Origin of the sequence: Pedobacter sp. CG_S7 (genome assembly GCF_040544395.1) — a bacterium.
In the GTDB taxonomy this organism is placed as follows: Bacteria; Bacteroidota; Bacteroidia; order Sphingobacteriales; family Sphingobacteriaceae; genus Pedobacter.
In genome coordinates, this window is record NZ_JBEONS010000021.1 from 38,183 (window position 1) to 64,315 (window position 26,133).

The following is a 26,133-nucleotide window of genomic DNA, read 5'->3' on the forward strand; positions in this document are numbered from 1 at the left end:
AAAATTAAATCGTAATTAGAGCAGCACTGGTTTTTACTTCTCTATTTACCTTCTTCACTAATCCTTGCAATACATTTCCTGGTCCTACTTCAACAAACTCATTAGCGCTATTGGCAAGCATGTTAGTGATGGTTTGTGTCCACCTTACTGCACCGGTTAATTGTGTAATTAAATTCAATTTAATTTGTGCAGGATCTGTATTTGGGTTTGGATCAACGTTTTGATAAATAGGACAAATTGGAACCAAAATGCTTGTACTTTCTATAGCTGTCTGCAGTTCAACTTTTGCTGGCTCCATTAACGGAGAGTGAAATGCGCCCCCCACATTCAACTTCAATGCTCTTTTAGCCCCTGCTTCAGTTAATTTCTGGCATGCAATTGCGATTCCTTCCATACTCCCGGAAATAACCAGCTGACCCGGGCAATTATAATTTGCAGGCACAACAATTTCAGGGATTTCGGCACAAATTCTTTCTACAATTTCATCTGAAAGACCAAGAATAGCAGCCATTGTTGAAGGTTGAACTTCACAAGCTTTTTGCATGGCATTAGCGCGGGTAATCACTAGCCTTAGCCCGTCTTCAAAAGATAAAGCCGATGCAGCAACAAGGGCAGAGAACTCTCCTAATGAATGTCCTGCAACCATATCAGGCCTAAAATCACTTTTCAACGTCTTTGCTAATATAACAGAATGCAAAAAAATTGCCGGTTGAGTAACATTCGTTTGTTTCAATTCCTCGTCCGATCCAGAAAACATGATATCACTAATTCTAAAACCAATGATTTCATTTGCTTGCTCAAATAATTTACGGGCTTCTTTATTTTCATAAAGTTCTTTGCCCATGCCAGAAAATTGTGCGCCTTGCCCTGGAAATAAATATGCTTTCATAAACTTCTAATGTAAATTAGCGGTAATTAATCTTAAAAATTCTGCTCTTGTTGTTTCTTTAGCAAATTGGCCGGTAAAGGCAGAAGTTGTGGTTACCGAATTCTGTTTTTGAATACCCCTCATCGCCATACAAAGGTGTTTACATTCAATCACTACAGCAACCCCCGCAGGGTTTAATGTTTTCTGTATACAATCCCTAATTTCATTGGTAAGTCTCTCCTGCACCTGTAATCGGCGTGCAAAAGCATCAACTACTCTTGGAATCTTACTTAAACCAACAATATGTCCATTTGGAATGTAGGCAACATGTGCTTTTCCAAAAAACGGTAGCATGTGGTGCTCACACATCGAAAAAACCTCAATGTCTTTAACCACCACCATCTGACTGTAATCTTCCTTAAACATTGCAGAGCGCAATATATCTTCGGGATTAATGTCATAGCCATGTGTAAGAAATTGCAGCGATTTTGCCACTCGTTCCGGGGTTTTCAGCAATCCTTCTCTTTCAGGATTCTCGCCAATCTGGGCTAAAATATCCTTGTAATGATCGGCTATAGATGCTATTTTACTTTCGTTGTAACGGTCTATTTTAATATACCCGTCATTCTCTTCTTCAGTAAAGTCCTGTATGTTATTGTTCATTAAGCTTATGTTTTTATCCGAAGTATTCAACAAAGTTGTTTTCGGTTTCATAAATTTTTACACTATGTAATATTGCCCCGCCTTTTTCAATATGCGGTAATAATTGCTCCCAAACGGCTATCACCAGGTTCTCTGTGGATGCAAGCTTTCCTTTCATAAAATCTACATCAAGATTAAGGTTTTTGTGGTCAATCTTCTCTACCACATATTCATTGGTAATATCTTTCAACCACTTTAGGTCTACTAAAAAGCCAGTTTCAGGATTAATCTCGCCCTTAACGGTAACGAATAGCTGATAGTTATGTCCGTGCCAGTTTGGATTAGCACATTTCCCAAAAACCGCTGCATTTTTATCATCAGACCAGTCTGTTCTAGATAATTTATGTGCAGCATTAAAAGATGCCTTGCGTGTTATATAAATCATTTCTTATAAATTGACTACAAATATACACAGAAAGGTTTAAGTAGCGATTTACCAGCAATTTAATAACTTAGATAAATGAAGATACTTGTTGTTGCCGCCACCATTCCTGAAATTGCCGCTGTTTATACCCATTTTAATCTTCCTCCTGCAGCTTTTTTGCAGTCACCGAACTTTGATCTCCTCATTACAGGGGTGGGTATGACGGCTACTGCTTATACATTAGGCAAGCACCTTTCTGCAGATTACAACCTGGTTTTGAACTTAGGTATCGCCGGTTCCTTTGACTATTCCATCCCCTTAGGTAGTGTTTTAAACGTCATTTCTGACGAGTTTGCTGAGCTTGGCGCAGAAAATAAGGATTCATTTATCTCTATTGATGAACTTGGATTTGGAAAAAGTAAATTTGAAAACAACTTCAGCAATGAAATTTATTGCCTTAACCAGTTGCCAAAGGTTAATGGTATAACCGTAAATAAAGTTCACGGCAATAAAAAACACATTCATGAAGTAAAAGCCAGGTTAAACCCTAAATTGGAAAGCATGGAAGGAGCAGCAGTATTTTATGCCTGCGAACAAGCCGGTATTCCATGTTTACAGGTTAGAGGTATTTCAAATTATGTGGAAGAGCGAAATAAAGAAACATGGAAAATTGAACTTGCCATAAAAAACTTGAATGATTGGGCAATTGAATTTTTGACAAATGCATAACTAACCGGGCACCACCAATACTTAAATTTACCCCCATGAAACTTACAATAGGCTTTTCTCCTTGTCCAAATGATACTTTTATTTTTGACGCGCTTATTCACCATAAAATAGATACCGAGGGTTTAAACTTTGACGTGTTTTTTGATGATGTGGAAACCCTAAACAACAAAGCGATGAGGGGAGAATTAGATGTAACTAAATTAAGTTTCCATGCAATGGCCTATGTATTGGATCAGTATGCTCTTCTGGATGCTGGCAGTGCACTGGGTTTTGGTGTCGGGCCTTTGTTAATTTGCAAAAATGAAACACTGCTTCATCAAAATAAATTATCGGCAGATTTAAGAATTGGGATACCCGGTAAATTTACTACTGCTAATTTTTTATTAGGAATTGCTTTTCCTCATTTACTGAATAAACAGGAGCTCGTTTTTTCTGATATTGAAAATGCCCTGTTAAATGGTAAGATTGACCTAGGATTGATTATTCATGAAAACAGGTTTACTTATGGTGATAGAGGGTTGTATAAAATTATTGACCTAGGTAACTATTGGGAAGGACTAACAGGTTGTGCCATCCCTTTGGGTGGAATTGTAGTGAACAGAAATCTGGATGTGGCAGTACAGCAGAAAGTGAATAGAGTTCTAAGAAAATCTGTTGAATATGCGTTTTCAAACCCAAAATCTGGTATTGATTTCATTCGCCAGCATTCCCAGGAAATGAATGAAGCCGTAATGTATCAACACATTGAACTTTACGTAAACCAATACTCAATTGATTTAGGCGTAGAAGGCCGTAAAGCGGTCGACAAATTGTTTGAAATGGCACAATCAAAAAAGATTATTCCTAAAATTTCAAATTATATCTATGTTACCCCAGGTTATTAATTACAAGGGCCATCAGGTATTTCCTTTGTAATCCTGATCAATTTAGTCACAACAAGTGTTGAATCAAAATTTGCATTTACCGTTAGGCTGTCAGACTTTACTACTCGTCCTTCTACCTCAATATACACTGGTAAATAAGGTTTTTCATAATTAAGGTTACTATATGCAAGCTCTAAAGTTTTAGCACTATCAGCTACCCAGTATTCCCTGCCCTCTTCACAGTCTCTGAACGATTTAATTTCAGGGCCATAACTATACAAACCTTTTATTACTTTGATATCATCACCGGCCTTTTGGTCTTCTACATTAGAGTTACAGGCAAAAATAGTTAAGGAGAAAACAATTGACAACAGTATTAATATTTTGATGTTCTTCATGATTTAAAGGTCTTGATTTATATGATTCATCTTTTTTACACTTAAGTTTGATGACAAAGCAGAAGCTACAAAAGAAAAAAGTGTTACGGTGCAAAATACAAGCAATAAATCCATCCATTTTATCGCTACAGGGTAAGCATTAGGCATCAGCAGGTCTTCTTGAGACAGCTTTACTATGCCAAATTTTTGTTGCACCAAACAAAAAGCAACCCCAGTTAAAAGTCCAAATATACACCCTGTCATGGTAATCATCATTCCTTCAAAAAGAAATATACGTTTAATTAAACTTTTACCAGCACCTAAACTGCTTAAAACAGCAATATCTTTTAATTTATCTAGAACAAGCATAGTTAAAGATCCAATTATATTAAAAATAGCTATAATTAATATAAAAGTAAGAATAATATATACAGCCCATTTTTCAGTACCTAAAATATTATAAAGAACTTTGTTCTGTTCTAGCCTGTCTTTAACAACAAAACCAGCATTAATCTGTTTTTCAATTTCCTGCTTAAACAAATCTGCATCTATACCATTATTTAAGTTTATTTCAATGAAAGAGATGTTTCTCTCTTCCTGAAGTAACTCCCTGGCAAAAGATAAAGGTACGATAGTAATGTTATCAAAATCTTGCTGCACTTCAAAAACACCTGAAACAGGAATACTTTCCATAGTAAAATCATCAGCCGGATTCACTGAACTAGAATGATTACCTTTTTTAGGTGAAAATATCTGTAACGGTGTAAGTGGATCATTGGTATTGATCATCAAATAATTCTGGATAGCAGAGCCTATTACGGCATGTGCCCCGGCCTTATTTTGGAGCATAAATTTCCCTTGAATAGTGATACTGTCTAAACTTGGGTTTTTTAAATATGCTGGGCCTACCCCTTTAATTAAGCCCACAGACTGCCTGCCTTTATACCTTAACAGGGCATTTTCTGCAAGAACTTCTGTATAGGAGAAAATTTTCTGATCCTTTTGTAGCTGCCGGAAAAAGGGCGTTTGCGGATCAAAGGTCTTCCCTTTTACCGGGGCAATAACCAGGTGTGGTGTAAAAGTGTTGTACATTTTCAGCACAACTTCTTCAAAGCCATTAAAAACAGAAAGAATAATAAATAAAGCCGCGCTCCCTACAAATACACCCAACACCGAGATAGTCGAGATTATATTAATCGCATTAGTTGATTTTTTAGCAAAAAGATACCTGCGGGCAATATAAAATGGCGTATTCACGATGTGATATTAGCTTAACAAAGGTTGGAAGAATGGATTATTTTCTTTCTCAAATCCAATAAGTGTCGCTTTTCCATGCCCAGGATAAACCTTACAATCTGGTGGCAAGGTAAATAGTTTTTCTCTGACACTTTGCAGCAACTGCTCATGGTTACCACCGGGCAGATCCGTTCGGCCTATGCTGCCATAAAATAAAACATCACCACCTATCAAAAAATTCTCTTCTTTAGCATAAAAGCATAAATGCGCTGGGGAGTGCCCTGGTGTAAAAATAAGCTCCAACTCACTGTTTCCAAATTTTACTACACCCGTTTCTCCAAGAAAAACATCCGGATCAGGAGATAAATCGTACCTAAACCCCATCGCTGGGGCATAACTAGGAATGGCATGAAGAATAGGCAATTCTCCATGATGAAACTGAGGCTTTAAACCCCATTGCTCAAACACAAATTTATTACCAAAAACATGATCCAGGTGGCAATGTGTGTTTAACAATAACGCTGGTTTTAATTGACGTTCTTTAATAAAAGCAACAAGTTCGTTTTGTTCAAATGACTCATACATCCCTGGGTCAATGATGACACAAGCTCCTGTTTCATCATATAAAACATAGGCGTTTTCCTGATAAGCATTAAAAGTAAATTGTTGAATATTTATCATAACCTTTTCCAATAAATAATATTATGAATTCCATATAACCCAAGAACGCGCAGCTTGTAAGTCTAGCATCTCCAGTCCATTTTTAGTCGCAGCACCCCTATCTTTTGAAAGCCTTAAAAACTTAGACTCCTCTGGGTTATAAACTAAATCATAGGCCAAATGTTGTGTACTCAAGTATTGATAGGGAATAGGTGGATAACTATCCACATTAGGCGACATACCTAAAGGGGTTGTATTAATTAGCACGGTATGTTCCTTCAAAACTTCTTCCGTAACTTCATCATAAAGAATAGCTCCTTCAGTTGCAGTCCTTGTGACCGACAAATAGTCAATACCAAGTTTTTGTAACACATATTTGACAGCCTTCGCCGCGCCCCCATTTCCTAAAATTAGTGCTTTTTGATGATGCGCTTTTATAAATGGCTTAAGGGACACCTCAAACCCATGCGCATCTGTATTGTAACCTTTCAAAAAGGGCTTACCATCAATGTGACGAATGGAGATACAATTTACCGCGCCAATAAAGGCAGCAGCAGCATCAAGTTCATTTAAAAAAGGCAGCACGGCAACTTTATAAGGAATAGTAACATTCAAACCTTCAAGCAGCGTGTTTTCATCCAGCAAATCCGTTAAGAAATCAATATTAGCAATAGGAAACAAATCATATTGACATCCTGAAATACCTTTGCGCACAAACTTTTCAGTAAAGTATGTCTTTGAAAAAGAATGAGATAGAGGATAACCTATCAATCCAAATGTTCGTGAAACCATTTTTATGGCCTATTTATTTAAATTAAGGAAATAATCAAAGGTATCGCCTCTCAAACCTAATCGAATGGTTTCTAATGGAATAACCTCTGAGGGAGCAATATTACCCAAATTTACATTCGTACCAATCAGTTTAATAAACCATACTTGCTGTTCTTTTTGCGGTGCTTCCCAAATAATAGAATCTTCAGGTATTTGAGTAAGTATTTCATCTACCAATCCTTCGCGCACTTCTCCAGAATCTCTGTAAATACCCACATTTCCACCTTCTCTAGCTTCAGCAATAACTTTCCATGAACCAGCTGCTATTTCAGCACTCATCAGTTTAATCCATTTATAAGGGGCAAAAACTTTCTTGGCATCTTTAGAGCCCACTTCAGAGATAACAGTAACTTGTTTAGCTAGCTTAGCAATAAACTCCAATTTCTCGTCATGTTCAATAGTAATAGAACCATCAGAAACTTCTGCATATTCCATTCCAAATTGATCCAAAACCCTACAATAATCATCAAATTGATTCCTGATTACAAAAGCTTCAAATAAAGTACCACCAAAATACGTAGGTATTCCGGCACTTTTATAAATCGCTAATTTTTCTTTTAAATTTGGAGTAACAAATGAAGTAGCCCAACCAAATTTAACAATATCGGTATGCAAACCCGCTACATCAATAAAATCTTCAGTTTGTCTTAAGCTTAAGCCTTTGTCCATAACCATGGTTATACCTTTTTGACGAGGTTTTTCTGGACGTTCTGGTATATTATTTAAAGTATAGTTCATATATGCTGCAAAGGTGAAAAAAATTAGGTTGTTTTTACAAGGAGATTTGATAAAAGAGTTATTATTATTTGATATACTTGTTAATGACCTCTAAAATCAAGCCGTTTTCTTGTAGTTGAGGCAGGTATTCAAACAAAATATAATGTTTCTCTGGCTCAATACTTAGCGCAGTCTCCAAGTATACGAAACCCTCATCACCTCGTTTTAATGCAAACAAATAGGCTACCATCCTGTAATAAAGCTCAGCTGCATCAGGATTATTTTTTATTCCGTCTGCAATAATATCTGACGCTTCAATAAGTTTACCCTGCTCATAAAGCACGGTAGAAAAATCCAGCCAGGCTTCAACATCCAGCGGATTATATTCTAAAACTTTATCATAAGCCTCAATAGATTTTTCAATCTGACCTAATTTATAATAGGCATCTGCCATAGCAAACCAAAAATCAGGGTTCTCTCCATCAAGATCCAATGCCTTTTTATAGAAGTGCAGTGACTCAAAATAGCGTTCCTCAAAGTTTAACGTTACACCAATGCCAAACCAGGCATCCGCCATCTTTGGATCCATCTTTACAGATTTCTTATAATAAGCACGGGCCTCATCCATCTGCTCCAGCTTCTCATAGCACTCCCCAATGGCACAATAAGTGTCTGCATTCGGTTTTTCATATTCAAAGGTTTGTTTATAAACTTCTATAGCTTCGGCAAAACGATCCAATTGAACCAATGCGTTACCTTTATTATAATAAGCTGAGGCAAAATTATCCTTGATTAAAATAGCATAATCATAAGCATCAATTGCTTTTTCAAACAAGTCCAGTTTATGATAAGAGTTTGCTAAATTATACCATGCCGCATAAGAATAAGGATCATTGTCAATGTATTCTTTATAGAATTGAATGCTTTCTTCCTGTTTATCAAGAATATCATAACAGAAGGCCAGTTCATATAAACCATCTTTATTCTCCATATTCTGTTCCAGACTTCGCTTAATGTAAACAATAGCGTTTTCATAGTCCAGCATATTCTGATAGACATAAGCTATTTGCAATAAAACATCATCTGTTGCTTCAGCAAATTCCAGGGCTTTTTGAAAATTCTCTAATGCCGGGGCATGCTGGTCGAGGCTGCTGTAAATATTCCCTCTTAAAATGTAGATTTCCGCCTCGGAAGCTTCCAACATTTCTGCTTTTTCAAGCGCTAAAAAAGCACGCTCTGTCTGGTCTGTAATAAAAAATAACTGGGCTTGTTTAACCAAGAACACGGCTGCATAGGGATGCTGATTTAAGGCATATTCGATAACTTGAAGTGCCTTAACAGGATCGCTTTTTTCTATGTAATAATCGATGATATTTTCAAAAGCCTGGGCATCAAAAAAGTACTGATCCTGGTTCCGTATCATCTCCTCATAACGTTCTACAGAACGCTGTGCATCATCACTAAAATCAAAATAAAATTCCTCTTCCATCTATAGACTAATTAAAGAACAGACCCTCTTTTTTTAAAAACACAATATAAGTTTACGTTATTTAAATGTAAAATGGAGAAATAATTTTCAACATTCATACGCTTACATCTTTGTTAAACTGCTATAGTATTAGTTAACAGCATTTTAAACATTCGGCAAAACTGCACGCAATGCTTTTGAGTTGTTCAGAATTAAATGCAAAATAACAAAACAAATTATTAAATCAAGTAATACTGGGGTCAAGAAAAATCTGCTCCTATTTTTTTATAGGCAACAAAAGAGCATCTTTGTTCTATCATTTTCTTTGTAAAAACCATATATAGCTATGCAAAAAGACATCAGTAGTGTATTAAAAAATTTAGGTATTTTAGCAGAAAACCCTGCTTTTAGCATAGGAAGCGAAACTGGAGCGGCTAAAAATGCAACCACCATAGATAGTTTTTCGCCCGTGGACGGTAAAATAATCGCTAGTGTAAGCGTTGCGACGCAAGAAAATTATGAAAGTGTTGTAAAAACGGCAGAACAGGCTTTTTTGTTTTGGCGTCATGTGCCAGCACCAAAAAGAGGTGATATCGTACGCCAGTTAGGTGATGCGCTACGATTGAACAAGGAAGATCTTGGCACTCTTGTTTCTTATGAAATGGGTAAAAGCTTGCAGGAAGGTTTGGGTGAGGTGCAGGAAATGATAGACATTTGTGATTTTGCAGTAGGCTTGTCAAGACAATTATATGGTTTAACCATGCACTCTGAACGACCAAACCACAGGATGTATGAGCAATGGCACCCTTTAGGTATAGTTGGTGTTATCTCCGCTTTCAATTTTCCAGTTGCTGTTTGGAGCTGGAATGCAGCATTAGCCCTGGTTTGTGGTAATGTTTGCATCTGGAAACCATCGTCAAAAACACCTATTTGCGCCCTTGCTTGTCAGAAAATTATAGCCGATGTGCTTGTAGCCAACGAAATGCCTGAGGGTATTTGTAACCTGCTGATTGGCAATGCCGTTGGCGATCTCTTAAACAATGATAAACGAATTCCTTTAGTGTCCTTTACCGGTTCTACCCGGATTGGAAGGATTGTTGCCTCTGCTGTGGCAGGGCGCTTTGGCCGGAGTATCCTGGAATTGGGTGGAAATAATGCCATCATTATCTCTAAAGATGCAGACCTTGACATGTCTTTAATTGGCGCTGTTTTTGGCGCGGTAGGCACTGCCGGACAAAGATGTACTTCAACAAGGCGATTAATTATACACGAAGCTATTTATGATGCTTTTAAAGATAAGCTCGTGAAAGCCTATGGTCAACTAAAAATTGGTGATCCTTTGGACCAAAACAACCATGTTGGCCCCCTTATTGATACCTCAGCGGTGAACATGTATCTAAAGGCAGTTGAAAAAGGTAAAGCTGAAGGTGCCAATTTCATTGTGGAAGGTGGTGTGTTAGAAGGTGGCCCTTATGCATCAGGCTGCTATGTTAAACCATGTGTGGCAGAGGTAGAAAATCATTTTGAAATTGTGCAGGAGGAAACTTTTGCGCCAATTTTATACCTCATCAAATACAAAACACTAGAAGAAGCTATTTCATTGCAAAATGGTGTACCACAAGGACTTTCTTCAGCAATTATGACGGTGAATCTAAAAGAAGCAGAGCAATTTTTAGCATGTTCAGGTTCTGATTGTGGCATTGCCAACGTGAATATTGGCACCTCAGGAGCGGAGATTGGTGGGGCCTTTGGCGGAGAAAAAGAAACTGGTGGCGGTAGGGAAAGTGGCTCTGATGCATGGAAAGGTTATATGCGCAGACAAACAAATACCATTAATTATTCTAATACGCTACCACTTGCCCAAGGAATAAAATTCCATATCTAACTTTTAGATTTTTATTAAAGTAGAGGCTTTATCATTGAAAAAATGATAAAGCCTCTTTTTTTTACCATCATTTTGCTGTTGACTTTTAGTTTGGGATACATTTGGTTTGGCAGGTCGTTGGCAGGTCCTTACGAGGTCGTTGGTAGGTCGTTGGTAGGTCTAAATGACCTACAAAGGACCTGCCAATAACCTGCCAGGAATATGAGAAGAACCTGCCAATAGCTAATTGAAATTCGATTGTATCTATAGGACTTGTAACCGTGATTTACGAAGCGGCTTCATTTTTATTGCATTTAAACCACCATTAATTTTTGAAAGCCTATCAATTTGACGTAAGTTTAAAGTTTTGAATTTGTTAAAACTCTTTTTTTAATTCATACCTATGTTACGTGTTGATAGTGCTAAACCCTGCAAAATTGTGTATTCCTTATGTAAGCATGAGTTTTTTGGGTATGTAATTGAACCTCATATGGTTCAACTCAATCCACACGGTGACTTTTCATTGACCTATCAACGCCTTTTTAGTCATACCGCAGTAGAATTTTCAAGGCACCTTTGTTCTAATGACCTGAAAATCATTAAAATTCTGGATGAAATGGAGCAAGATTTCATCATCAAGAAATACTATAAAAAACAAATCCGGCCGATGGAGTTTTTCAGTAAGTTTTTTGACACAAACTTCTATGAAAAGGTGCGACCAAAAATTGAAAAAAGACTTTCTGAAGTACTTGCTATTTTAGTGGAAACAGATGCACTTTACCACATGGGAAAAGATGGCTGGCCAGCAGAAAGGAAACTTGAAATTGCTGCAGAGCCTGCTACTGTACTTTTTCATTTCCGTAAAAACAACTTTGAAACGCGATATTTCCCTACCATAAAGCACAAGGGTTTACGTATAGATTTTATGTTTAAAAAAGCGCAGGTAATAAGCAATCAGCCTGCCTGGCTGCTGCTGGAAGAGATTTTGTACTTTTTTGAACAAAATTTTGAGGGAAAAAAATTACAGCCCTTTTTAAATAAACGCTTCATAACTATCCCAAAAATAACTGAAGAGGCCTATTTCGAGAAGTTTGTAGCCCCTTTAATTGAGAAATACCACGTCTATGCGGAGGGCTTCGAAATAAACACTGAAAATCATGACCCTATACCTGTTCTGAAAGTGATTTTTGTAGAGGATGGAATTTCGCAATTGCAACTCTCCTTTAAATATGGCATGTATTCATTTCCGATGGATAATGAACGCAAAGTTACCGTCAAGATACTTAAAACCGAGAATGATTATATTTTTACCCGCATAAAAAGGAAGGCCGACTGGGAAAAAAACAATTTCAATGAATTATTAAAATCTGGCTTAAAGAAAACAAGCGCGCTTTTTTATAATTTGGAACTTAATAAACCAAATGAGGAAGAGAATAAAGCTTACGGCGTTATTAATTGGATAAATGAACACCTGGAAGAGCTACAAAACAAAGGATATGAGATAGAGCAAAGTTCAGGACAAAAAAGATTCTTATTTGCTACCAACAAGATAGATTTTGAAATAAGTGAAAACAATGATTGGTTTGACATCAATGCTATCGTTTATTTCGGTATCTACCCCATCCCCTTTTTATCATTAAAACAACACATCCTTCATAAAAAAAGGGAGTTTTTATTACCTGATGGTACAATAGCGATTATTCCGGAACAATGGTTTACCAAATATGGCAGCCTGTTTATGCTATCGGATGGCTCGAATTCATTAAAACTAAAAAAACACCATTTTGGTTTACTCAACGAACTTGGGGAAGACAGCATAGCCAATGTTACCTTAAACCGAAAATTGGAAAAATTAAATGATTTTGAAAATATTGGGGATGTGAACATGCCCGTTGATTTTATCGGTGATTTAAGAAGCTACCAAAAGGCGGGTTACAACTGGTTTAGCTTTTTAAGGGAGTATAATTTTGGGGGTTGCCTTGCCGATGATATGGGCTTGGGTAAAACCATTCAAACACTGGCCTTACTTCAAAAATTAAAAGAAGAAAATGAGCAGAATGCCACTCCCGGAACTTCTTTGATCATCATGCCTACTTCATTAATCTACAATTGGCTCAGTGAGGCACAGAAATTTACACCGAAGCTTAAAATTATTGCCCATACCGGAAGCTCGAGAAACAAAGATATTAGTAAATTTATAGACTATGATGTTGTAATTACCACTTATGGCATCACAAGAGTGGATATAGGCCTATTAAAAGATTATTATTTTAATTACATCATTCTTGATGAAAGTCAGAACATTAAAAACCCTTCCTCAAAATCTTTTAAAGCGGTAAGAGCCCTTAAATCAAAACACAAATTAATCCTCAGCGGAACACCGGTAGAGAATTCAGTTGGCGATTTATGGACACAGCTTACTTTTCTCAATCCCGGTCTATTGGGCACCCAAGCTTATTTTAATGAAGAATATGTGCAGGCCATCGAGAAAAAGAAAGATGAAGATAAAGCCAGAAAATTACAAGCTATCATCAAGCCCTTCGTTTTAAGAAGGACAAAAGAACAGGTTGCGGAAGAATTGCCTCCTAAAACCGAGCAGATCATTTATTGTACCATGAGTGAAGACCAATCTGCCTATTATGAAGAAACAAAATCTGCTTATCGAAATGATTTGCTGAGCAGTATGGATGATGGAAGCGATGTTAAAAAACAAGTGCAGCTGCTACAGGGATTAACGGCTTTGAGACAGTTGGCCAACCATCCGGTGATGATTGACAAAGCTTATACTTCAGATTCGGGCAAATTTGAAAACGTGGTGCACACTTTAGACAATGTACTTAAGGGAGGGCATAAAGTTTTAATCTTCTCTCAGTTCGTTAAGCACCTGAGTATTTTTAAAAACTACCTGGAGGAAGAACAAATTCCCTATTCCTATTTAGACGGGACGACAAAAAACAGGGGTGAAATTGTTGCTGATTTTCAGAGCAATAGTAGCCTTAAAGTTTTCCTTATCTCTATTAAAGCCGGAGGTGTAGGGTTGAACCTTACAGAAGCAGATTATGTGTTTATTCTTGACCCTTGGTGGAACCCTGCGGTAGAACAACAGGCCATAGACAGGACACATCGCATAGGGCAAGAAAAGAAGGTGTTTATTTATAAATTCATCACTAAAGATACGGTAGAAGAAAAGATTCTTTCGCTTCAAAACCGAAAAAAGAAATTAGCCAGTTCACTGATTACCACTGAAGAAAGTTTCTTTAAATCGCTAAGTAAGGAGGATATTAATGAGCTACTTAACTAGCAGGCCCTTCTTTTAATTGGCGGAGGTAATCGGCCCTAGAAATCATTTCAGCACCCAGACTCAACAAATGATCATTAGGAATTTGGCAGTCTACCATTTTAATAGAAGGACTATGACACAATGCTATTAAAGCCGATTTAGAGGCATTGCTGACTAAACTAAACATGCTTTCGCCACAAAAAACCTGGTTTATAACGACCCCATATAAGCCCCCAACCAATAGGCCATCTTGCCACACTTCTATACTATGTGCATGGCCTTCTTTGTTAAGGTTGATATAAGCCTCTCGCATAGCTGGGGTAATCCAGGTTCCTTTTTGCTCTTTTCGATTAATTAAAGCACAGTTCCTGATCACTTCCGAAAAAGCGATATTAGTGGTTATAGTAAAAACTTTATCCTTCAACACTTTTTTCATGCTTTTACTGATTTTTAAGTGCTCCAGAAAAATAACACATCTTTCTGGAGGTGCAAACCAACAAATTGGGTCCCCTTCGCTAAACCAGGGGAAGATACCATTTTGGTAAGCCTCCAAAAGACGCTCCTTACTCAAATCGCCACCAATGGCCAATAACCCATCTGGATTTGCAAGGGCACTATCTGGAAATGAAACTTCGTTCTTAAGTAAGCTGAATACCATACACAATATTACAAACTAAACCTTATATCTTAAACCTATTGAGGTTATTGTAGTCATACAAACGTCAAACACATGTATTAATGGAGAAAATAGAAAATTTCCTTAGGGTAAAGCACTTATACAATCGAGCCTGTTTTGGCATTGGCTATCCGGATTTACTTAAATCAAGCGAAAAAAATATTGACAAATCTGTTAAAGACATTTTTTCGAAAGCAACGGCTGAAGACCAGTCTATGACCGTTGTAGACATCCTTGAAACGAGGCAATACTTACTGAAGCAAGCCGGACTAAGTGCAAAAAAAGAACTAACCCCTGCAGAAAGTGAACAGCGGAAAGCCCTTATCAAGATGCAGAACCAAAAAAGCAGAAACTTGAATGTTGCCTGGATGCAAAAAATGATACAGACAGAATCGCCGTTTCTAGAAAAAATGACCTTGTTTTGGCACGGTCATTTCGCTTGTCGCTCCAACAATCCTTTTTATGCCCAGCAACTCAATAATATTCAAAGGGAAAATGCGCTTGGAAGCTTTAAAACATTGTTGCTGGCTGTTTCCAAATCTCCCGCGATGCTGAATTATTTAAATAATCAGCAAAACAAAAAAAATAGTCCGAATGAAAACTTCGCAAGAGAGCTGATGGAACTATTTACATTAGGAAGGGGAAATTATACGGAGCAGGACATAAAAGAGTCAGCCAGAGCTTTTACAGGCTGGAGCTATAATAAAGAAGGCGAATTTGAATTCAGAAGTAAGTTACATGATGAAGGCAGCAAGACTTTCTTTGGGAAAACAGGAAATTTTGACGGGGAAGCTATTATAGACATTCTATTGCTACAACCTCGTACGGCAGAATTTATTTGTGAAAAGCTTTATACCTTCTTCGTAAATGATACCCCCAACGACTTACATATAAAGGACCTTGCCAAACATTTTTACAAAGAAAAATATAACATTGCTTCGGTGATGGAAAAAATGTTTAAGTCTGATTGGTTTTATGCTGCCGAAAATATGGGCAATAAAATAAAATCGCCTGCAGAATTCCTGGTTACCTTAAGCAAAACATTTTTTGTAGACTACCATAAACCCCAGGTATTGATACAGATACAGAGTAGTTTGGGTCAATATTTGTTCAACCCACCCAATGTTGCGGGTTGGCCGGGAGGTAAAAACTGGATAGATAGTTCTTCTTTAATGTTAAGGATGAGGATTCCTTCGTTAATATTAAATGATGGACTTATAGATTTTAGCGGCAAGGCAGATCCGGAAGATGAAGCCCTGATTGCTGTTAACAAAAAAGGGAAACCAAAACCTAAAAAATCTTATATTAACGCAACAGCCGATTGGAATAGGTTTTTAATTTCCCTACCAAAGGATTGTAGTGCTACTGAACTTGCCACCTATTTATTACAACCGGGCTTGAATAATAAAATGAATACTTTGATTAGCAACAACGCTACCCTAAAAAATGTAGCTGTAGAAATAACCAGTACTCCTGAATACCAGTTGTGCTAATTTTAGCGGAGGAACACCTTATGAAAAGAAGAGATTTTTTAAGAAACACAATTTTTACCTCCGCAGGCGCATTTATGGTTCCTGCCTTTATGAAGCCCTTTGAAGCTTTGGCACTGGATGAATTAAGCCTGCATAAAAACTTGGTTGTGATACAGCTTTCTGGTGGTAATGATGGCCTGAATACCGTTATACCTTATGGCAATGACATCTATTACCAAAAAAGAAACAGTATTGCTATTAAACCGCAAGAGCTAATTAAACTTAATGACATGCAGGGACTTAACCCAAACATGTCTGCATTAAAAGAAATTTACGACCAGGGTTGGATGACCATTATCAACGATGTGGGCTACCCCAATCCGGATAGGTCACATTTCCGTTCTATGGACATCTGGCAGACCGCAAGTGATGCTAACCAATTTCTTTCTACGGGTTGGATTGGGCGTTATCTTGATTCGAATTGTGAAACCTGTAAATACCCTTATACGGCAATAGAGGTTGATGACAGCCTTTCTCTGGCGATGAAGGGCGCTACAAAAAAAGGCATCGCTTTAAAGGATCCTGCTACTTTATACAGAAATACCAATGAGCCCTTTTTTAAAGAGATGATGAGAAGTCAAAAAGAACACCTGGATGAGGATAATTTAGGCTATTTGTATAAAACAATGATCGAAACCTCTTCTTCTGCAAATTATATTCAAAACACTTCAAAAATATACCAGAATAAAGCTATATACCCCAGCACAGGGTTTTCAAATCAGTTGAAAACTATCTCTAAATTTATATCCTCCGGATTGAAAACAAGGGTATATTATGTTTCTTTAAGTGGCTTTGACACCCATGTTAATCAAAAACAACAACAAGGCAACCTGCTTAAACAATATTCAGAAGGAATCAGTGCCTTTTTAAAAGACCTTAAGGAAAATAATAAACTGGATGATACACTGGTGATGACCTTCTCTGAATTTGGCAGAAGGGTGGAACAAAATGCAAGTAATGGAACAGACCATGGTACGGCAAACAACATGTTGCTTTTTGGAGGAAAACTAAAGAAACAGGGCATTTATAATGCTGCACCAAATTTGGGCAACTTAGATGCCGGAGATTTAAAATATCAGGTAGATTTCAGGCAGGTTTATGGAACCCTTTTAGACAAATGGCTGGATGTAAACAATGGAGATATCTTAAATAAAAGGTTCAATACATTAGATTTTATTTAAAGCTTACACGATCAGGCCAATTTTAATGGAATGGTCAATGGCTTCCCTGCTGTTTTTAAACAAGCAGGTTTTGACGCCTTTTTTTTCAACTTCATCCAATAGCTTTTTTGTGGCATGGGCATATTTGTTTACCACTTGACGAATGTAAATGGCTTCCACATTTTGCGGAAATTTGTGAGCAATAGTGGTATAAATCTGAGGATCCTGTTGTGAATTATCTCCAAAAAACACAAACTTTTGGTTAGGAAATACATCCAGTATTCTCCTCACTCTTAACAATTTACCATCGTGACCTGTTTTTCCCGTTTTAAACAGGCCCTGCCATTGTTTAATCTGGTTGAGCAGAAAAGCACCTTCTGGAAGTTTATTGTACCTAAAAATCTCTATAAGATAATCGTAAAGGTTCCATTCACTGCTAGACACATAAAAGAATGGATTCGGCTGGTCTGGATCTGTATGAGCGTTGGCCAATAGTTCATAATGTTTGCGTGCATCCTGAAAAGTTTTCCTTGTTCGAGGGTTTTTAATGAATAACTCTCTTAGTCTTCGCCAAATGGTAGCGGAATGAGAAACCATAACCGTATCATCGACATCAGAAACGAAGGCATATTGGGTTTTATGGGGCACATATATTTTGCCAACACTTTCGGCAATAACTTTATTTTCTTTATCTAGGGCTTTTACTTCTACCAGGTGCCAGCCAGCACTTACATTCTGACTTGCTTTCCACTCAAATTTAAAAAAGCCATCAGCTCCTGTAGTTTGCTCTACTACATCGCCAAGAAAAGTTAGCCTTACCTTAGTAAAAGGGAAAGGTTTTAACAGAAATAACTTCAACAGGTGTATGGTATTGATAAAAAAGTTATCACTAAACACCTGATTTGTGATGGCCCTGTATTTAAAAACATGTCCATATACCACCAGATCATGCGTATGTCCATATCCATGATATACTTTTACACTAACGGATTTATTCATTAAAAACAAAACAGATTTAGGCTATGGTTGTTTGTAATATTACTTAATTAAGCCATCAATTGGAACAAAAACTACTATTTATTGTAAATCCCAAATCAGGGAGCCATACCATCAACTTTTCTGAACTTATCAGGGAGTTTTTTTCGACAAGGAACTATCTTATCGAAATTTTTGAACTTGATGGCGATAGTGCTATTGAAAAAATTAAAGAAGTTATAACAGCCTCCAATGCCACCAAAGTGATTGCTGTAGGTGGCGATGGGACGCTTAAATTGGTGGCGGAATGTTTGTTAAGGACAAACATTCCAATCGGACTTATACCAGCGGGCTCTGCGAATGGGATGGCAAGGGAATTAGGTGTCCCAACGCATACCCATGAGGCCCTGGAGCTTATCCTTAGTGGAACATCAAGAAGTATTCATGTCGTTATAGTGAATGGAGAGTTGTGTATACACCTGGCGGATATAGGCTATAATGCCTACGTAGTTAAAAAGTTTGATGACCTTCCTCAAAGAGGAATGTGGGGTTACGCTAAAGCGGCATGGCAAGCATTTTGGAGGCGGCACAAAATGGATGTTGTTTTTATAACAGATGAGGAAGAAATTAAATGTAAAGCAGCCATGGTGGTAATTGCCAATGGAACGATGTATGGGACAGGCGTTAAAATCAATCCTCATGGAAAGCTAGATGATGATTTTTTTGAAGTAATCCTCATTAAAGCCTTTGATGTGATGGAAATATTGAAAATAAGGTTTACCTCACTGCCTTTCAACCCAGAGAAAATAGAAACTTTCAAGACCAGGGAACTCCAGATTAAAACCAAACACCGGGTACATTTCCAGGTAGACGGAGAGTATAAGGGAAAGGTGAACAGAATTGCAGCAGAGATTATCCCTGATGCAATTCGGATTATTGTTTAGAACTTTTAAGGACAATATTGCTGCAGGAGCTTATCGGCTAGATCGAAACCCATGTGTTTTACAAATAGAAAATCTTCACAGGCTCCTTGTCTATCTTTTTCTTTAAGTTTTTTCATGCCCTCTTTTATCTTCGCCTCCATATAAGCTTTATCATACCCAAGCTCTGTTTTTAACTGTAAAAACCTTTGTTCTTCTTCTTTTTTATATTTACCGGCTTCTTTATTTTTATAAAAGTTGAGGATGGCATTAGTTAAGCCTAGGCTGGACTGATAAGCATTGATGGCCTGCTGAATTTCAGCTTTACTTTTATTGACACAGTTGTAGCTTTCAAGCTTGAAGTTTACAGGTATAATAAGAACAGCAGTGGTATCATAGTCGGCAGGTATTACCCATTTTCCACTACTTTTTCGAATAAGCCTGAGTGCTTCATCATCTAAATCAGTACCGATACCGGATTGAATGAAAGAATGATAGACTTCGCCATCCTTATTGAGCTGGAAAGCAATAGTCACATTTCCCTCAAGGCAGTTTCGCAAAGAAAAAGCAGGGTAAACTAAATTAACCTTGATAAAGGTTTCTAATCCACCTTTTATTGCTGGTTGGGCAACCGCTGAAAATGTAGCAAAAAGAAAAAATAGAAGTAAGATTTTTCTCATGTACTAATTTACAAAAATTAAACTGAAAGTAATGGAAAGGTATACTTTAGGATAGCTGCAGGATTTGGACTATTTGAAAGGAACCTTTCTTTTTGAGTATATTGACAAACACCAGGATAATCGCCTTTTTGTCCTTTCATATCAAAAATCAATTGAAAATGAAGGTGTGGTGGCCAATGACCATTTTCTTCAGGGACTCCAAAAGTTGCAAATTGTTGTCCGCCATCAATTGCCTGGCCTACTTTTAAATCCTTTAAGGAGGCTAAACTCAAATGACCATATAGGGCATAAAGTTCGAGATCATTAAGCTGATATTTTAGAATAATAGTGGCCCCATAATCGCCATAATGATCATTAAATTTAAAACTTTGTACAGTAGCCGGGAGGAAATTATAAACGGGAGTTCCTGCCTCCCCCCAGATATCAACCCCTAAATGTAAACGCCGGGGCTCTTCGAGTGTGTCAAAATGAGAACTTCGGGAATAGATGGTGCGGTGTTCGTTGTAACCGCCAATACCATATTTACAGTGATTAGTGTTAAGCTTCTGCGCTACCCAGGAAGAAAACATAGCAGTATCTGAAAGGATAGAATCGCTCAGTTCTTTATTATTGCTGGTGAGATCAAATGAATAGAGCAAGTCTTTATCCAAATCAAAATCCACCACCTTTGCAACCTTAATATCTTTTCTAAGAAAATATTCTTCAAATTTCTGGGAAGGCGACATCAACTATCCTCGTTCTTCTTCTTCCGGATTAGTTTCTTTTCTCTCGCTATTAATCTTATCAAAGATCTTATCCATTTCGGCTACATAGGTATTGGTATCATCCAGAAAAAAGGTAAGTGTTGGCACAATGCGCGCCTGGTGACGAATGCGGGCACCCAGTTTATACCTGATTTCTCCAGCATGCGAATTTACTTCAGCTATAGATAAAGCGGTATTGTTTGTACTTAAAAAGCTTAAATAAACTTTGGCAACACCAAGATCTGAAGATACCCTTACTTTTGTTATCGTAACCAGTGTATTTGGCAAATAGACTGCTCCCTCACGCTGAAATATTGCTGCTAGCTCTTCTTGCAGCACACCCGCAAATTTCCGTTGTCTTTTACTTTCCATAATAGTACTGTTCTTATATTAATATAACAATTTATCAAAAGGATAGCGCTCCGTATGCATAACGACTATCTTATCATATAATAATTGCTTAAACTCTTCTAAATTTTCTTTATTCAAGGCTGAAATAAACAATGCGGGATCGTTATGCTGCGCCATCCAACTTTTTTTAAACTCAGTAAGGGTGAATACTTGTTTCTCTTCTCCTTCTTCCTCCGTTTCCGGACTAACATAAGCATCAATCTTGTTGAAAACCATAATGGTTTCTTTTTCTCTTACCCCAAGCTCCTTTAAAGTCTCGTTAACAACGTTAATTTGATCTTCAAAACTGGGGTGGGATACATCGACCACATGAATTAAAATATCGGCCTCCCGAACTTCATCCAGCGTAGATTTAAAACATTCAACTAAATGATGTGGTAATTTGCGAATAAATCCAACCGTATCTGATAAAAGGAATGGCAAGTTATCGATAACAACTTTTCTAACGGTTGTATCTAATGTGGCAAACAACTTATTCTCGGCAAAGACTTCAGACTTTGACAGCATATTCATAATGGTGGATTTGCCTACATTGGTATAGCCAACTAAAGCAACCCTGATCAACTGCGTACGGTTTTTACGCTGGGTCTCATTTTGTTTATCAATCAGCTTCAGCCTTCCTTTAAGCAAAGAGATTTTTTCGAGGATCATCCTTCTATCGCTCTCAATTTGGGTTTCCCCAGGACCACGCATTCCAATACCACCTTTTTGGCGCTCCAAGTGAGTCCATAACCTGGTTAAACGTGGTAGCAAATATTGTAGCTGCGCCAATTCCACTTGTGTCTTTGCCTGAGCTGTTTGTGCGCGGCCAGCAAAAATATCCAGAATTAAATTACTTCTATCCAATATTTTAACCTGTAGTTCTCTTTCTATATTTCTGAGTTGTGAAGGCGAGAGTTCATCATCAAACACGACCATATCAATCTCCTCAGCCTTAACATAAGCCTGTATTTCCAACAATTTACCAGTTCCTACAAAGGTTGCCCTTTCTGGCCGAAGCATTTTCTGCGTAAAAGAATGCGCTACTTTACCCCCTGCTGTATCTACCAGAAAGGAAAGTTCATCTAGGTATTCTTTAGTTTCTTCCTGAGTTTCACCCGGTCTAATTACACCTACAAGTACAGCTCGTTCCTGTTTAAGTGCGGTATCATAATTTTTCTGTTTTCCCATCGTGCTTTACAAAGATACAAAAGTTATACCGAGATTAACTCACTGACGAAATGACCCATAGCGGCACCGGGGTCTGTGGTTTTCATGAAATTCTCTCCTATTAAAAACCCATTGTAACCTACAGCTTTAAGTTTTTTGATGGTATCCGTATTGCTGATTGCACTTTCCGAGATCTTCATAAATTCGTTTGGTATTTGATCTACCAAATCAAAGGAAGTTTGAATATTTACAGAAAAATCGTCGAGATTTCTATTGTTGACGCCTACTGCATCTATTCCTAAACAAATACTGCGCTGTAATTCTGTTAAATTATGCACTTCGAGCAGAACATTCAAACCAAGGCTTTTTGCTGTTTCGGTTAGTTTTACGATTTTAACAGGCGACAGCACTGCTGCAATGAGCAATACAATATCAGCCCCAAGCGCTTTTGATTCAAAGAGCTGGTATTCATCAATAATGAAGTCTTTCCTTAAAATAGGGATTGAATTAACAGCTCTGGCTTTAATGAGATCGTCAGCATGTCCTCCAAAGAAATCATAGTCTGTAAGCACAGATATTGCCGAAGCACCAGCAGCTGAATAAGCCGTTGTAACATCCTCCACGGTAGAGGTATCATTAATTATCCCCTTAGAAGGAGACCTTCTTTTAAATTCTGCAATAATACCAGTGCACTTTTTATCCAGTAAGAAATCTTTGAAACAATAGGTCTCCCGGTTAAAATTAACAGCAGCAGCTAATTCTTTTACTGAAACCTGAGACTTTGCCAGCATAACCTCTTCCCGCTTACGGGTTATTATTTTATCTAGGATATTCATATTCTAACCAATTTTTAATCATTTGTTTACCATATTCAGTTAATACACTTTCTGGATGAAACTGCACACCACGAACATCATATTCATTGTGCCTTAAAGCCATCACCTGACCGTCTTTATCTTTAGCGGTTACTATTAAACAGTCCGGCAAACCTTCATTGTCGACCACCCAAGAATGATAACGGCCAACATTAAAAGTATTAGGACAACTGGCAAATGTCAATTCTCCGCGATCAAGAACCGTTATTGGAGTGGCCACACCGTGCATTGGCCTGCCAAGGTTAAGTAGTTTACCTCCAAAAACTTCAGCAATGGCCTGCTGACCGAGGCAAACACCAAATATACTTTTTATAGGAGCGTATTTTTCAATCACCTTCAATAGCAACCCGGCCTCTTGAGGAACCCCAGGACCAGGAGAAAGCAATATGTTATCGTATAGTGCGACATCGTCTAGTTCAAATTTATCATTGCGCCAAACATCTGCTTCATACCCTATTTCATTAATTAGGTGGACAAGATTATATGTAAATGAATCATAATTATCTATAACTAATACTTTCTTTTGCATGGTTATTTTTATTAAATATTTTCAGCCATATCAATAGCTTTTCGCAAGGCTGCTATTTTATTATTAACTTCATTCAATTCATTTACGGCAATAGAATCTGCTACAATACCTGCTCCTGCCCTATAATGAAGTTCATTGTTTTTACTCATAAATGTTCTAATCATAATGGCATGATTAAATTCTTCTTCAAAACCCATGTAACCAATGGCTCCAGCATAAAAGTTCCTTGCCAGTCCTTCGTATTGATCGATCAGTTGCATGGCCTTATATTTAGGTGCCCCACTTAAAGTTCCTGCAGGATAAGTATCGGCAACAACCTTAATAGCGGAAACATTGTTTTGGATATTACCACTCACTTTGGAGACTAAGTGTATCAGATGAGAATAATATTGCACTTCTTTAAAAGATTTAACCTCAACTTGTTTACAGTGCCTGCTCAAATCATTTCGTGCTAAATCAACCAACATTACATGTTCGGCACTTTCCTTAGGGTCATTTTCAAGTTGCTTAGCCAGTTCAGCATCTTCCTCATCATTTCCAGTACGCTTAAATGTCCCCGCAATAGGAAAAATATTTGCTGTATTATTCTTTATGGTAATTTGTGCTTCCGGCGAAGAACCAAAAAGTTTAAAGTTACCGTAGTCAAAGTAAAACAAGTAAGGCGATGGGTTGATAGATCGCAAACAACGGTAAACATTAAATTCATCACCCGCAAAGCTTTGTTTAAAGGCACGCGATGGTACTATTTGAAAAACATCTCCCCTTAATATATGTTTCTTTAACTTATCTACAATAGTGATGAAAGCCTCATCCGTTAAATTAGAACTTTCTTCACCAACACTTTTAAAACTATATTCGGGAAAGTTCTTGTTTTGTATGATATCCTCAATTTTTTCTGTGTCCGAATTTTCACTTCCATTAAAGCTGTTGTTAAAGAAAGTGATTTCATTTTTAAAATGATCAATAGCAATAGTATACCGGTACAAATGATACTGCATAGAAGGGATACTGTCTTCTTTAGCCGCTTGAGCAGTAAAGGAAATATCTTCAAAATATTGGATGGTATCCCAAGTAAAATAACCAAACAGGCCAGATGAAATATAACGTTTATCCTTGTATTGGGTTGGGGAAAACCTAGCTTTGAAAGCATCAATTTCATCAATTAACACAAAATCAGTTTTCACTTCACGACTCCCATCAGGAAAGTAAGAGGATAACACGCCATCTTGCAAAACAATCCCTGCCACAGGATCAGCACAGACGTAACTTACAGCGTTCTCCCGACTATGGTAATCAGAACTCTCCAATAAAATCGTATTAGGAAATACATCCCGCAGTCGCAAGTAAATACTAACTGGGGTAGTGGTATCTGCTAATCTGGTTCTAGTAGTGGTATCAATGGTGAATTTATCTCTCATCTTACTTATTTTTTATTTAAACAAAAAACCCGACGTGTTTACGTCGGGTTAAGATTGTGAATTGGTTTAGGTTGATAAACTATATTGTACACACAGCAACGACGTAACTCTTTTTAGAATTATCGCGCCATTGCCAGCTATGTGTTTTATTGATCATGTTATACAAACATATAAATAATTATTATAAGAAAAAATAAAAATTATGATACTCCCCAGAAAGATCGTGAAGCATCAGCTTTCACCATAGCGAGAATTGCACCAAATATAATAATAATGGCAAGTGAAAAATAAATGGCAATAGTTTTATGTTTTACTAAAGCACTATCAAATCTTTTTGATCTTGCATTCCCTACTGTAATAAGTATGACTGCAAAAATCATCATACTGATATGTTCCATTTTCCAGTAACGCCCCATAGAAATGGAGCTATCTACTTTATACCAACTATTCATAAAATATAAGACTATTCCAGAAAGTAATTGTATATGGGCACTAATCAAAGTGAATACGTTTAATTTTCGAGTTCCTTCTGTATAAGGTTTTTTACCTAACCAGCCCGCAACAGCATTAGCAATAGCTGCAACTAGCAAGATGATCACGATGTAACGCCATCCAGAGTGCGCACTTTTCAATATTTCACTTATCCCCATAATGTTTTGTCTATAAAATATAATTCTTTATTAACGATGGGCTAAAATAGAAATTAAAAATTTGATTCTCCAATCTATTTGAATAATCATGAACTAAATATGGTTATTAATTTAGCTTTCATTAACTGAAGGATAGGAGAAAAGCGGGGGGAACGTAAAAATTACTACCAGAGGGCAACCCTAAGAAAAACGGTTGCAAAGTACAGCTTCTTGAACCACCGACAATATTATATGCTTAAAATAAGAAACGATTGCCTTGCGCCACAAGTTTTGGCATTGATCCCATTGATTCCCAATTTGATTAATAAAGGGGGGGGCTTTTGGGCTTGTGGAATTGGGCAAATAAATGATTGGTAATAAGAATTGGATTTAAACAAGAAAAGCCTGCAGTTTACACTACAGGCTTTCTTTAAGATTTGGCACCGACCTACTCTCCCACGTGTTACCGCAGTACCA

General features: G+C 37.3%; 26 protein-coding genes. 7 read left to right on the forward strand and 19 right to left on the reverse strand.

Going from position 1 to position 26,133, the window contains the following annotated elements; all coding sequences use genetic code 11:
- Positions 1 to 4: 4 nt before the first annotated feature.
- Genes fabD through AAKU52_RS11895 form a run of 3 tightly spaced genes read right to left on the reverse strand, consistent with a single transcriptional unit; the run spans position 5 to position 1,955 of the window.
- Entirely contained in the window at positions 5 to 889 is an 885-nt protein-coding gene (fabD, locus tag AAKU52_RS11885) for an ACP S-malonyltransferase (RefSeq protein WP_354333691.1), read from the reverse strand.
- 6 nt (positions 890 to 895) lie between these two features.
- Positions 896 to 1,531, reverse strand: coding sequence for a GTP cyclohydrolase I FolE (folE, locus tag AAKU52_RS11890; protein WP_354333693.1), 636 nt, complete (start codon positions 1,529 to 1,531; stop codon positions 896 to 898).
- A 13-nt stretch (positions 1,532 to 1,544) separates the two neighbouring features.
- Positions 1,545 to 1,955 carry a 6-pyruvoyl trahydropterin synthase family protein gene (locus AAKU52_RS11895; protein WP_354333695.1) on the reverse strand — a complete coding sequence of 137 codons (411 nt, stop codon included), beginning with the start codon at positions 1,953 to 1,955 and terminating at the stop codon, positions 1,545 to 1,547.
- Between the two features lie 75 nt (positions 1,956 to 2,030).
- On the opposite strand from AAKU52_RS11895, the gene mqnB reads away from it, so the two are divergent.
- Positions 2,031 to 2,663 (forward strand): futalosine hydrolase, encoded by a 633-nt coding sequence (mqnB, locus tag AAKU52_RS11900; protein ID WP_354333697.1) that lies wholly within the window; start codon positions 2,031 to 2,033, stop codon positions 2,661 to 2,663.
- Between the two features lie 35 nt (positions 2,664 to 2,698).
- Positions 2,699 to 3,547, forward strand: coding sequence for a menaquinone biosynthesis family protein (locus AAKU52_RS11905; protein WP_354333699.1), 849 nt, complete (start codon positions 2,699 to 2,701; stop codon positions 3,545 to 3,547).
- Here AAKU52_RS11905 and AAKU52_RS11910 read toward each other — a convergent pair.
- The 6 genes from AAKU52_RS11910 to AAKU52_RS11935 all read right to left on the reverse strand — a co-directional run bounded on the left by AAKU52_RS11910 (position 3,544) and on the right by AAKU52_RS11935 (position 8,836).
- Positions 3,544 to 3,924 (reverse strand): hypothetical protein, encoded by a 381-nt coding sequence (locus AAKU52_RS11910; protein WP_354333701.1) that lies wholly within the window; start codon positions 3,922 to 3,924, stop codon positions 3,544 to 3,546. The two genes, AAKU52_RS11905 and AAKU52_RS11910, sit on opposite strands and share 4 nt — an antisense overlap.
- 3 nt (positions 3,925 to 3,927) lie before the next feature.
- A complete protein-coding gene (locus tag AAKU52_RS11915) occupies positions 3,928 to 5,160 on the reverse strand; it encodes an ABC transporter permease (RefSeq protein ID WP_354333703.1) in 1,233 nt (410 codons plus the stop codon).
- Positions 5,161 to 5,169: 9 nt separating this feature from the next.
- Positions 5,170 to 5,820 carry an MBL fold metallo-hydrolase gene (locus tag AAKU52_RS11920; protein ID WP_354333705.1) on the reverse strand — a complete coding sequence of 217 codons (651 nt, stop codon included), beginning with the start codon at positions 5,818 to 5,820 and terminating at the stop codon, positions 5,170 to 5,172.
- A 21-nt stretch (positions 5,821 to 5,841) separates the two neighbouring features.
- Positions 5,842 to 6,591 carry a shikimate dehydrogenase family protein gene (locus AAKU52_RS11925; RefSeq protein ID WP_354333707.1) on the reverse strand — a complete coding sequence of 250 codons (750 nt, stop codon included), beginning with the start codon at positions 6,589 to 6,591 and terminating at the stop codon, positions 5,842 to 5,844.
- 9 nt (positions 6,592 to 6,600) lie between these two features.
- Positions 6,601 to 7,368, reverse strand: a complete 768-nt coding sequence (locus AAKU52_RS11930) for a phosphosulfolactate synthase (RefSeq protein ID WP_354333709.1) — start codon at positions 7,366 to 7,368, stop codon at positions 6,601 to 6,603.
- Between the two features lie 64 nt (positions 7,369 to 7,432).
- A complete protein-coding gene (locus AAKU52_RS11935; RefSeq protein ID WP_354333711.1) occupies positions 7,433 to 8,836 on the reverse strand; it encodes a tetratricopeptide repeat protein in 1,404 nt (467 codons plus the stop codon).
- 325 nt (positions 8,837 to 9,161) lie between these two features.
- On the opposite strand from AAKU52_RS11935, the gene amaB reads away from it, so the two are divergent.
- Positions 9,162 to 10,700, forward strand: coding sequence for an L-piperidine-6-carboxylate dehydrogenase (gene amaB, locus AAKU52_RS11940; RefSeq protein WP_354333713.1), 1,539 nt, complete (start codon positions 9,162 to 9,164; stop codon positions 10,698 to 10,700).
- Between the two features lie 382 nt (positions 10,701 to 11,082).
- Entirely contained in the window at positions 11,083 to 13,980 is a 2,898-nt protein-coding gene (locus AAKU52_RS11945; RefSeq protein WP_354333715.1) for a DEAD/DEAH box helicase, read from the forward strand.
- Here the strand turns inward: AAKU52_RS11945 and aat are convergent.
- A complete protein-coding gene (gene aat, locus AAKU52_RS11950; protein ID WP_354333717.1) occupies positions 13,973 to 14,617 on the reverse strand; it encodes a leucyl/phenylalanyl-tRNA--protein transferase in 645 nt (214 codons plus the stop codon). The genes AAKU52_RS11945 and aat overlap by 8 nt on opposite strands.
- Before the next feature lie 80 nt (positions 14,618 to 14,697).
- Here aat and AAKU52_RS11955 point away from each other — a divergent pair, with 80 nt between their 5' ends.
- Both AAKU52_RS11955 and AAKU52_RS11960 read left to right on the forward strand, forming a co-directional pair.
- The gene (locus tag AAKU52_RS11955; protein ID WP_354333720.1) at positions 14,698 to 16,128 is read left to right on the forward strand and encodes a DUF1800 domain-containing protein; all 1,431 of its coding nucleotides are present in this window, start codon (positions 14,698 to 14,700) and stop codon (positions 16,126 to 16,128) included.
- Positions 16,129 to 16,148: 20 nt separating this feature from the next.
- Positions 16,149 to 17,348 carry a DUF1501 domain-containing protein gene (locus AAKU52_RS11960; RefSeq protein ID WP_354333722.1) on the forward strand — a complete coding sequence of 400 codons (1,200 nt, stop codon included), beginning with the start codon at positions 16,149 to 16,151 and terminating at the stop codon, positions 17,346 to 17,348.
- A 3-nt stretch (positions 17,349 to 17,351) separates the two neighbouring features.
- Here AAKU52_RS11960 and AAKU52_RS11965 read toward each other — a convergent pair whose 3' ends face one another.
- A complete protein-coding gene (locus AAKU52_RS11965) occupies positions 17,352 to 18,326 on the reverse strand; it encodes an App1 family protein phosphatidate phosphatase (protein WP_354333724.1) in 975 nt (324 codons plus the stop codon).
- Positions 18,327 to 18,385: 59 nt separating this feature from the next.
- Here AAKU52_RS11965 and AAKU52_RS11970 point away from each other — a divergent pair, with 59 nt between their 5' ends.
- Positions 18,386 to 19,246 carry a diacylglycerol/lipid kinase family protein gene (locus AAKU52_RS11970; protein WP_354333726.1) on the forward strand — a complete coding sequence of 287 codons (861 nt, stop codon included), beginning with the start codon at positions 18,386 to 18,388 and terminating at the stop codon, positions 19,244 to 19,246.
- A 5-nt stretch (positions 19,247 to 19,251) separates the two neighbouring features.
- Here the strand turns inward: AAKU52_RS11970 and AAKU52_RS11975 are convergent, their stop codons facing one another.
- From AAKU52_RS11975 to AAKU52_RS12010, 8 genes are all read right to left on the reverse strand, one after another.
- Positions 19,252 to 19,902 carry a TonB family protein gene (locus tag AAKU52_RS11975; protein WP_354333728.1) on the reverse strand — a complete coding sequence of 217 codons (651 nt, stop codon included), beginning with the start codon at positions 19,900 to 19,902 and terminating at the stop codon, positions 19,252 to 19,254.
- A gap of 17 nt (positions 19,903 to 19,919) precedes the next feature.
- Positions 19,920 to 20,627 (reverse strand): peptidoglycan DD-metalloendopeptidase family protein, encoded by a 708-nt coding sequence (locus AAKU52_RS11980; protein WP_354333730.1) that lies wholly within the window; start codon positions 20,625 to 20,627, stop codon positions 19,920 to 19,922.
- A gap of 3 nt (positions 20,628 to 20,630) precedes the next feature.
- Positions 20,631 to 21,017: a 30S ribosome-binding factor RbfA gene (rbfA, locus tag AAKU52_RS11985; RefSeq protein ID WP_354333732.1), complete on the reverse strand. Its 387-nt coding sequence runs from the start codon at positions 21,015 to 21,017 to the stop codon at positions 20,631 to 20,633.
- Positions 21,018 to 21,035: 18 nt separating this feature from the next.
- Complete coding sequence (gene hflX / locus AAKU52_RS11990) at positions 21,036 to 22,226, reverse strand: GTPase HflX (RefSeq protein WP_354333734.1); 1,191 nt, start codon at positions 22,224 to 22,226, stop codon at positions 21,036 to 21,038.
- A gap of 23 nt (positions 22,227 to 22,249) precedes the next feature.
- On the reverse strand, positions 22,250 to 23,041 hold the full coding sequence (gene trpC, locus AAKU52_RS11995; protein ID WP_354333736.1) for an indole-3-glycerol phosphate synthase TrpC: 792 nt from the start codon (positions 23,039 to 23,041) through the stop codon (positions 22,250 to 22,252).
- Complete coding sequence (locus tag AAKU52_RS12000; RefSeq protein WP_354333738.1) at positions 23,025 to 23,609, reverse strand: anthranilate synthase component II; 585 nt, start codon at positions 23,607 to 23,609, stop codon at positions 23,025 to 23,027. Before AAKU52_RS12000 ends, trpC begins: the two co-directional genes overlap by 17 nt.
- Before the next feature lie 11 nt (positions 23,610 to 23,620).
- Positions 23,621 to 25,027: an anthranilate synthase component I family protein gene (locus AAKU52_RS12005; protein WP_354333740.1), complete on the reverse strand. Its 1,407-nt coding sequence runs from the start codon at positions 25,025 to 25,027 to the stop codon at positions 23,621 to 23,623.
- Positions 25,028 to 25,227: 200 nt separating this feature from the next.
- Entirely contained in the window at positions 25,228 to 25,677 is a 450-nt protein-coding gene (locus AAKU52_RS12010) for a cytochrome B (RefSeq protein WP_354333743.1), read from the reverse strand.
- Positions 25,678 to 26,133 lie beyond the last annotated feature (456 nt).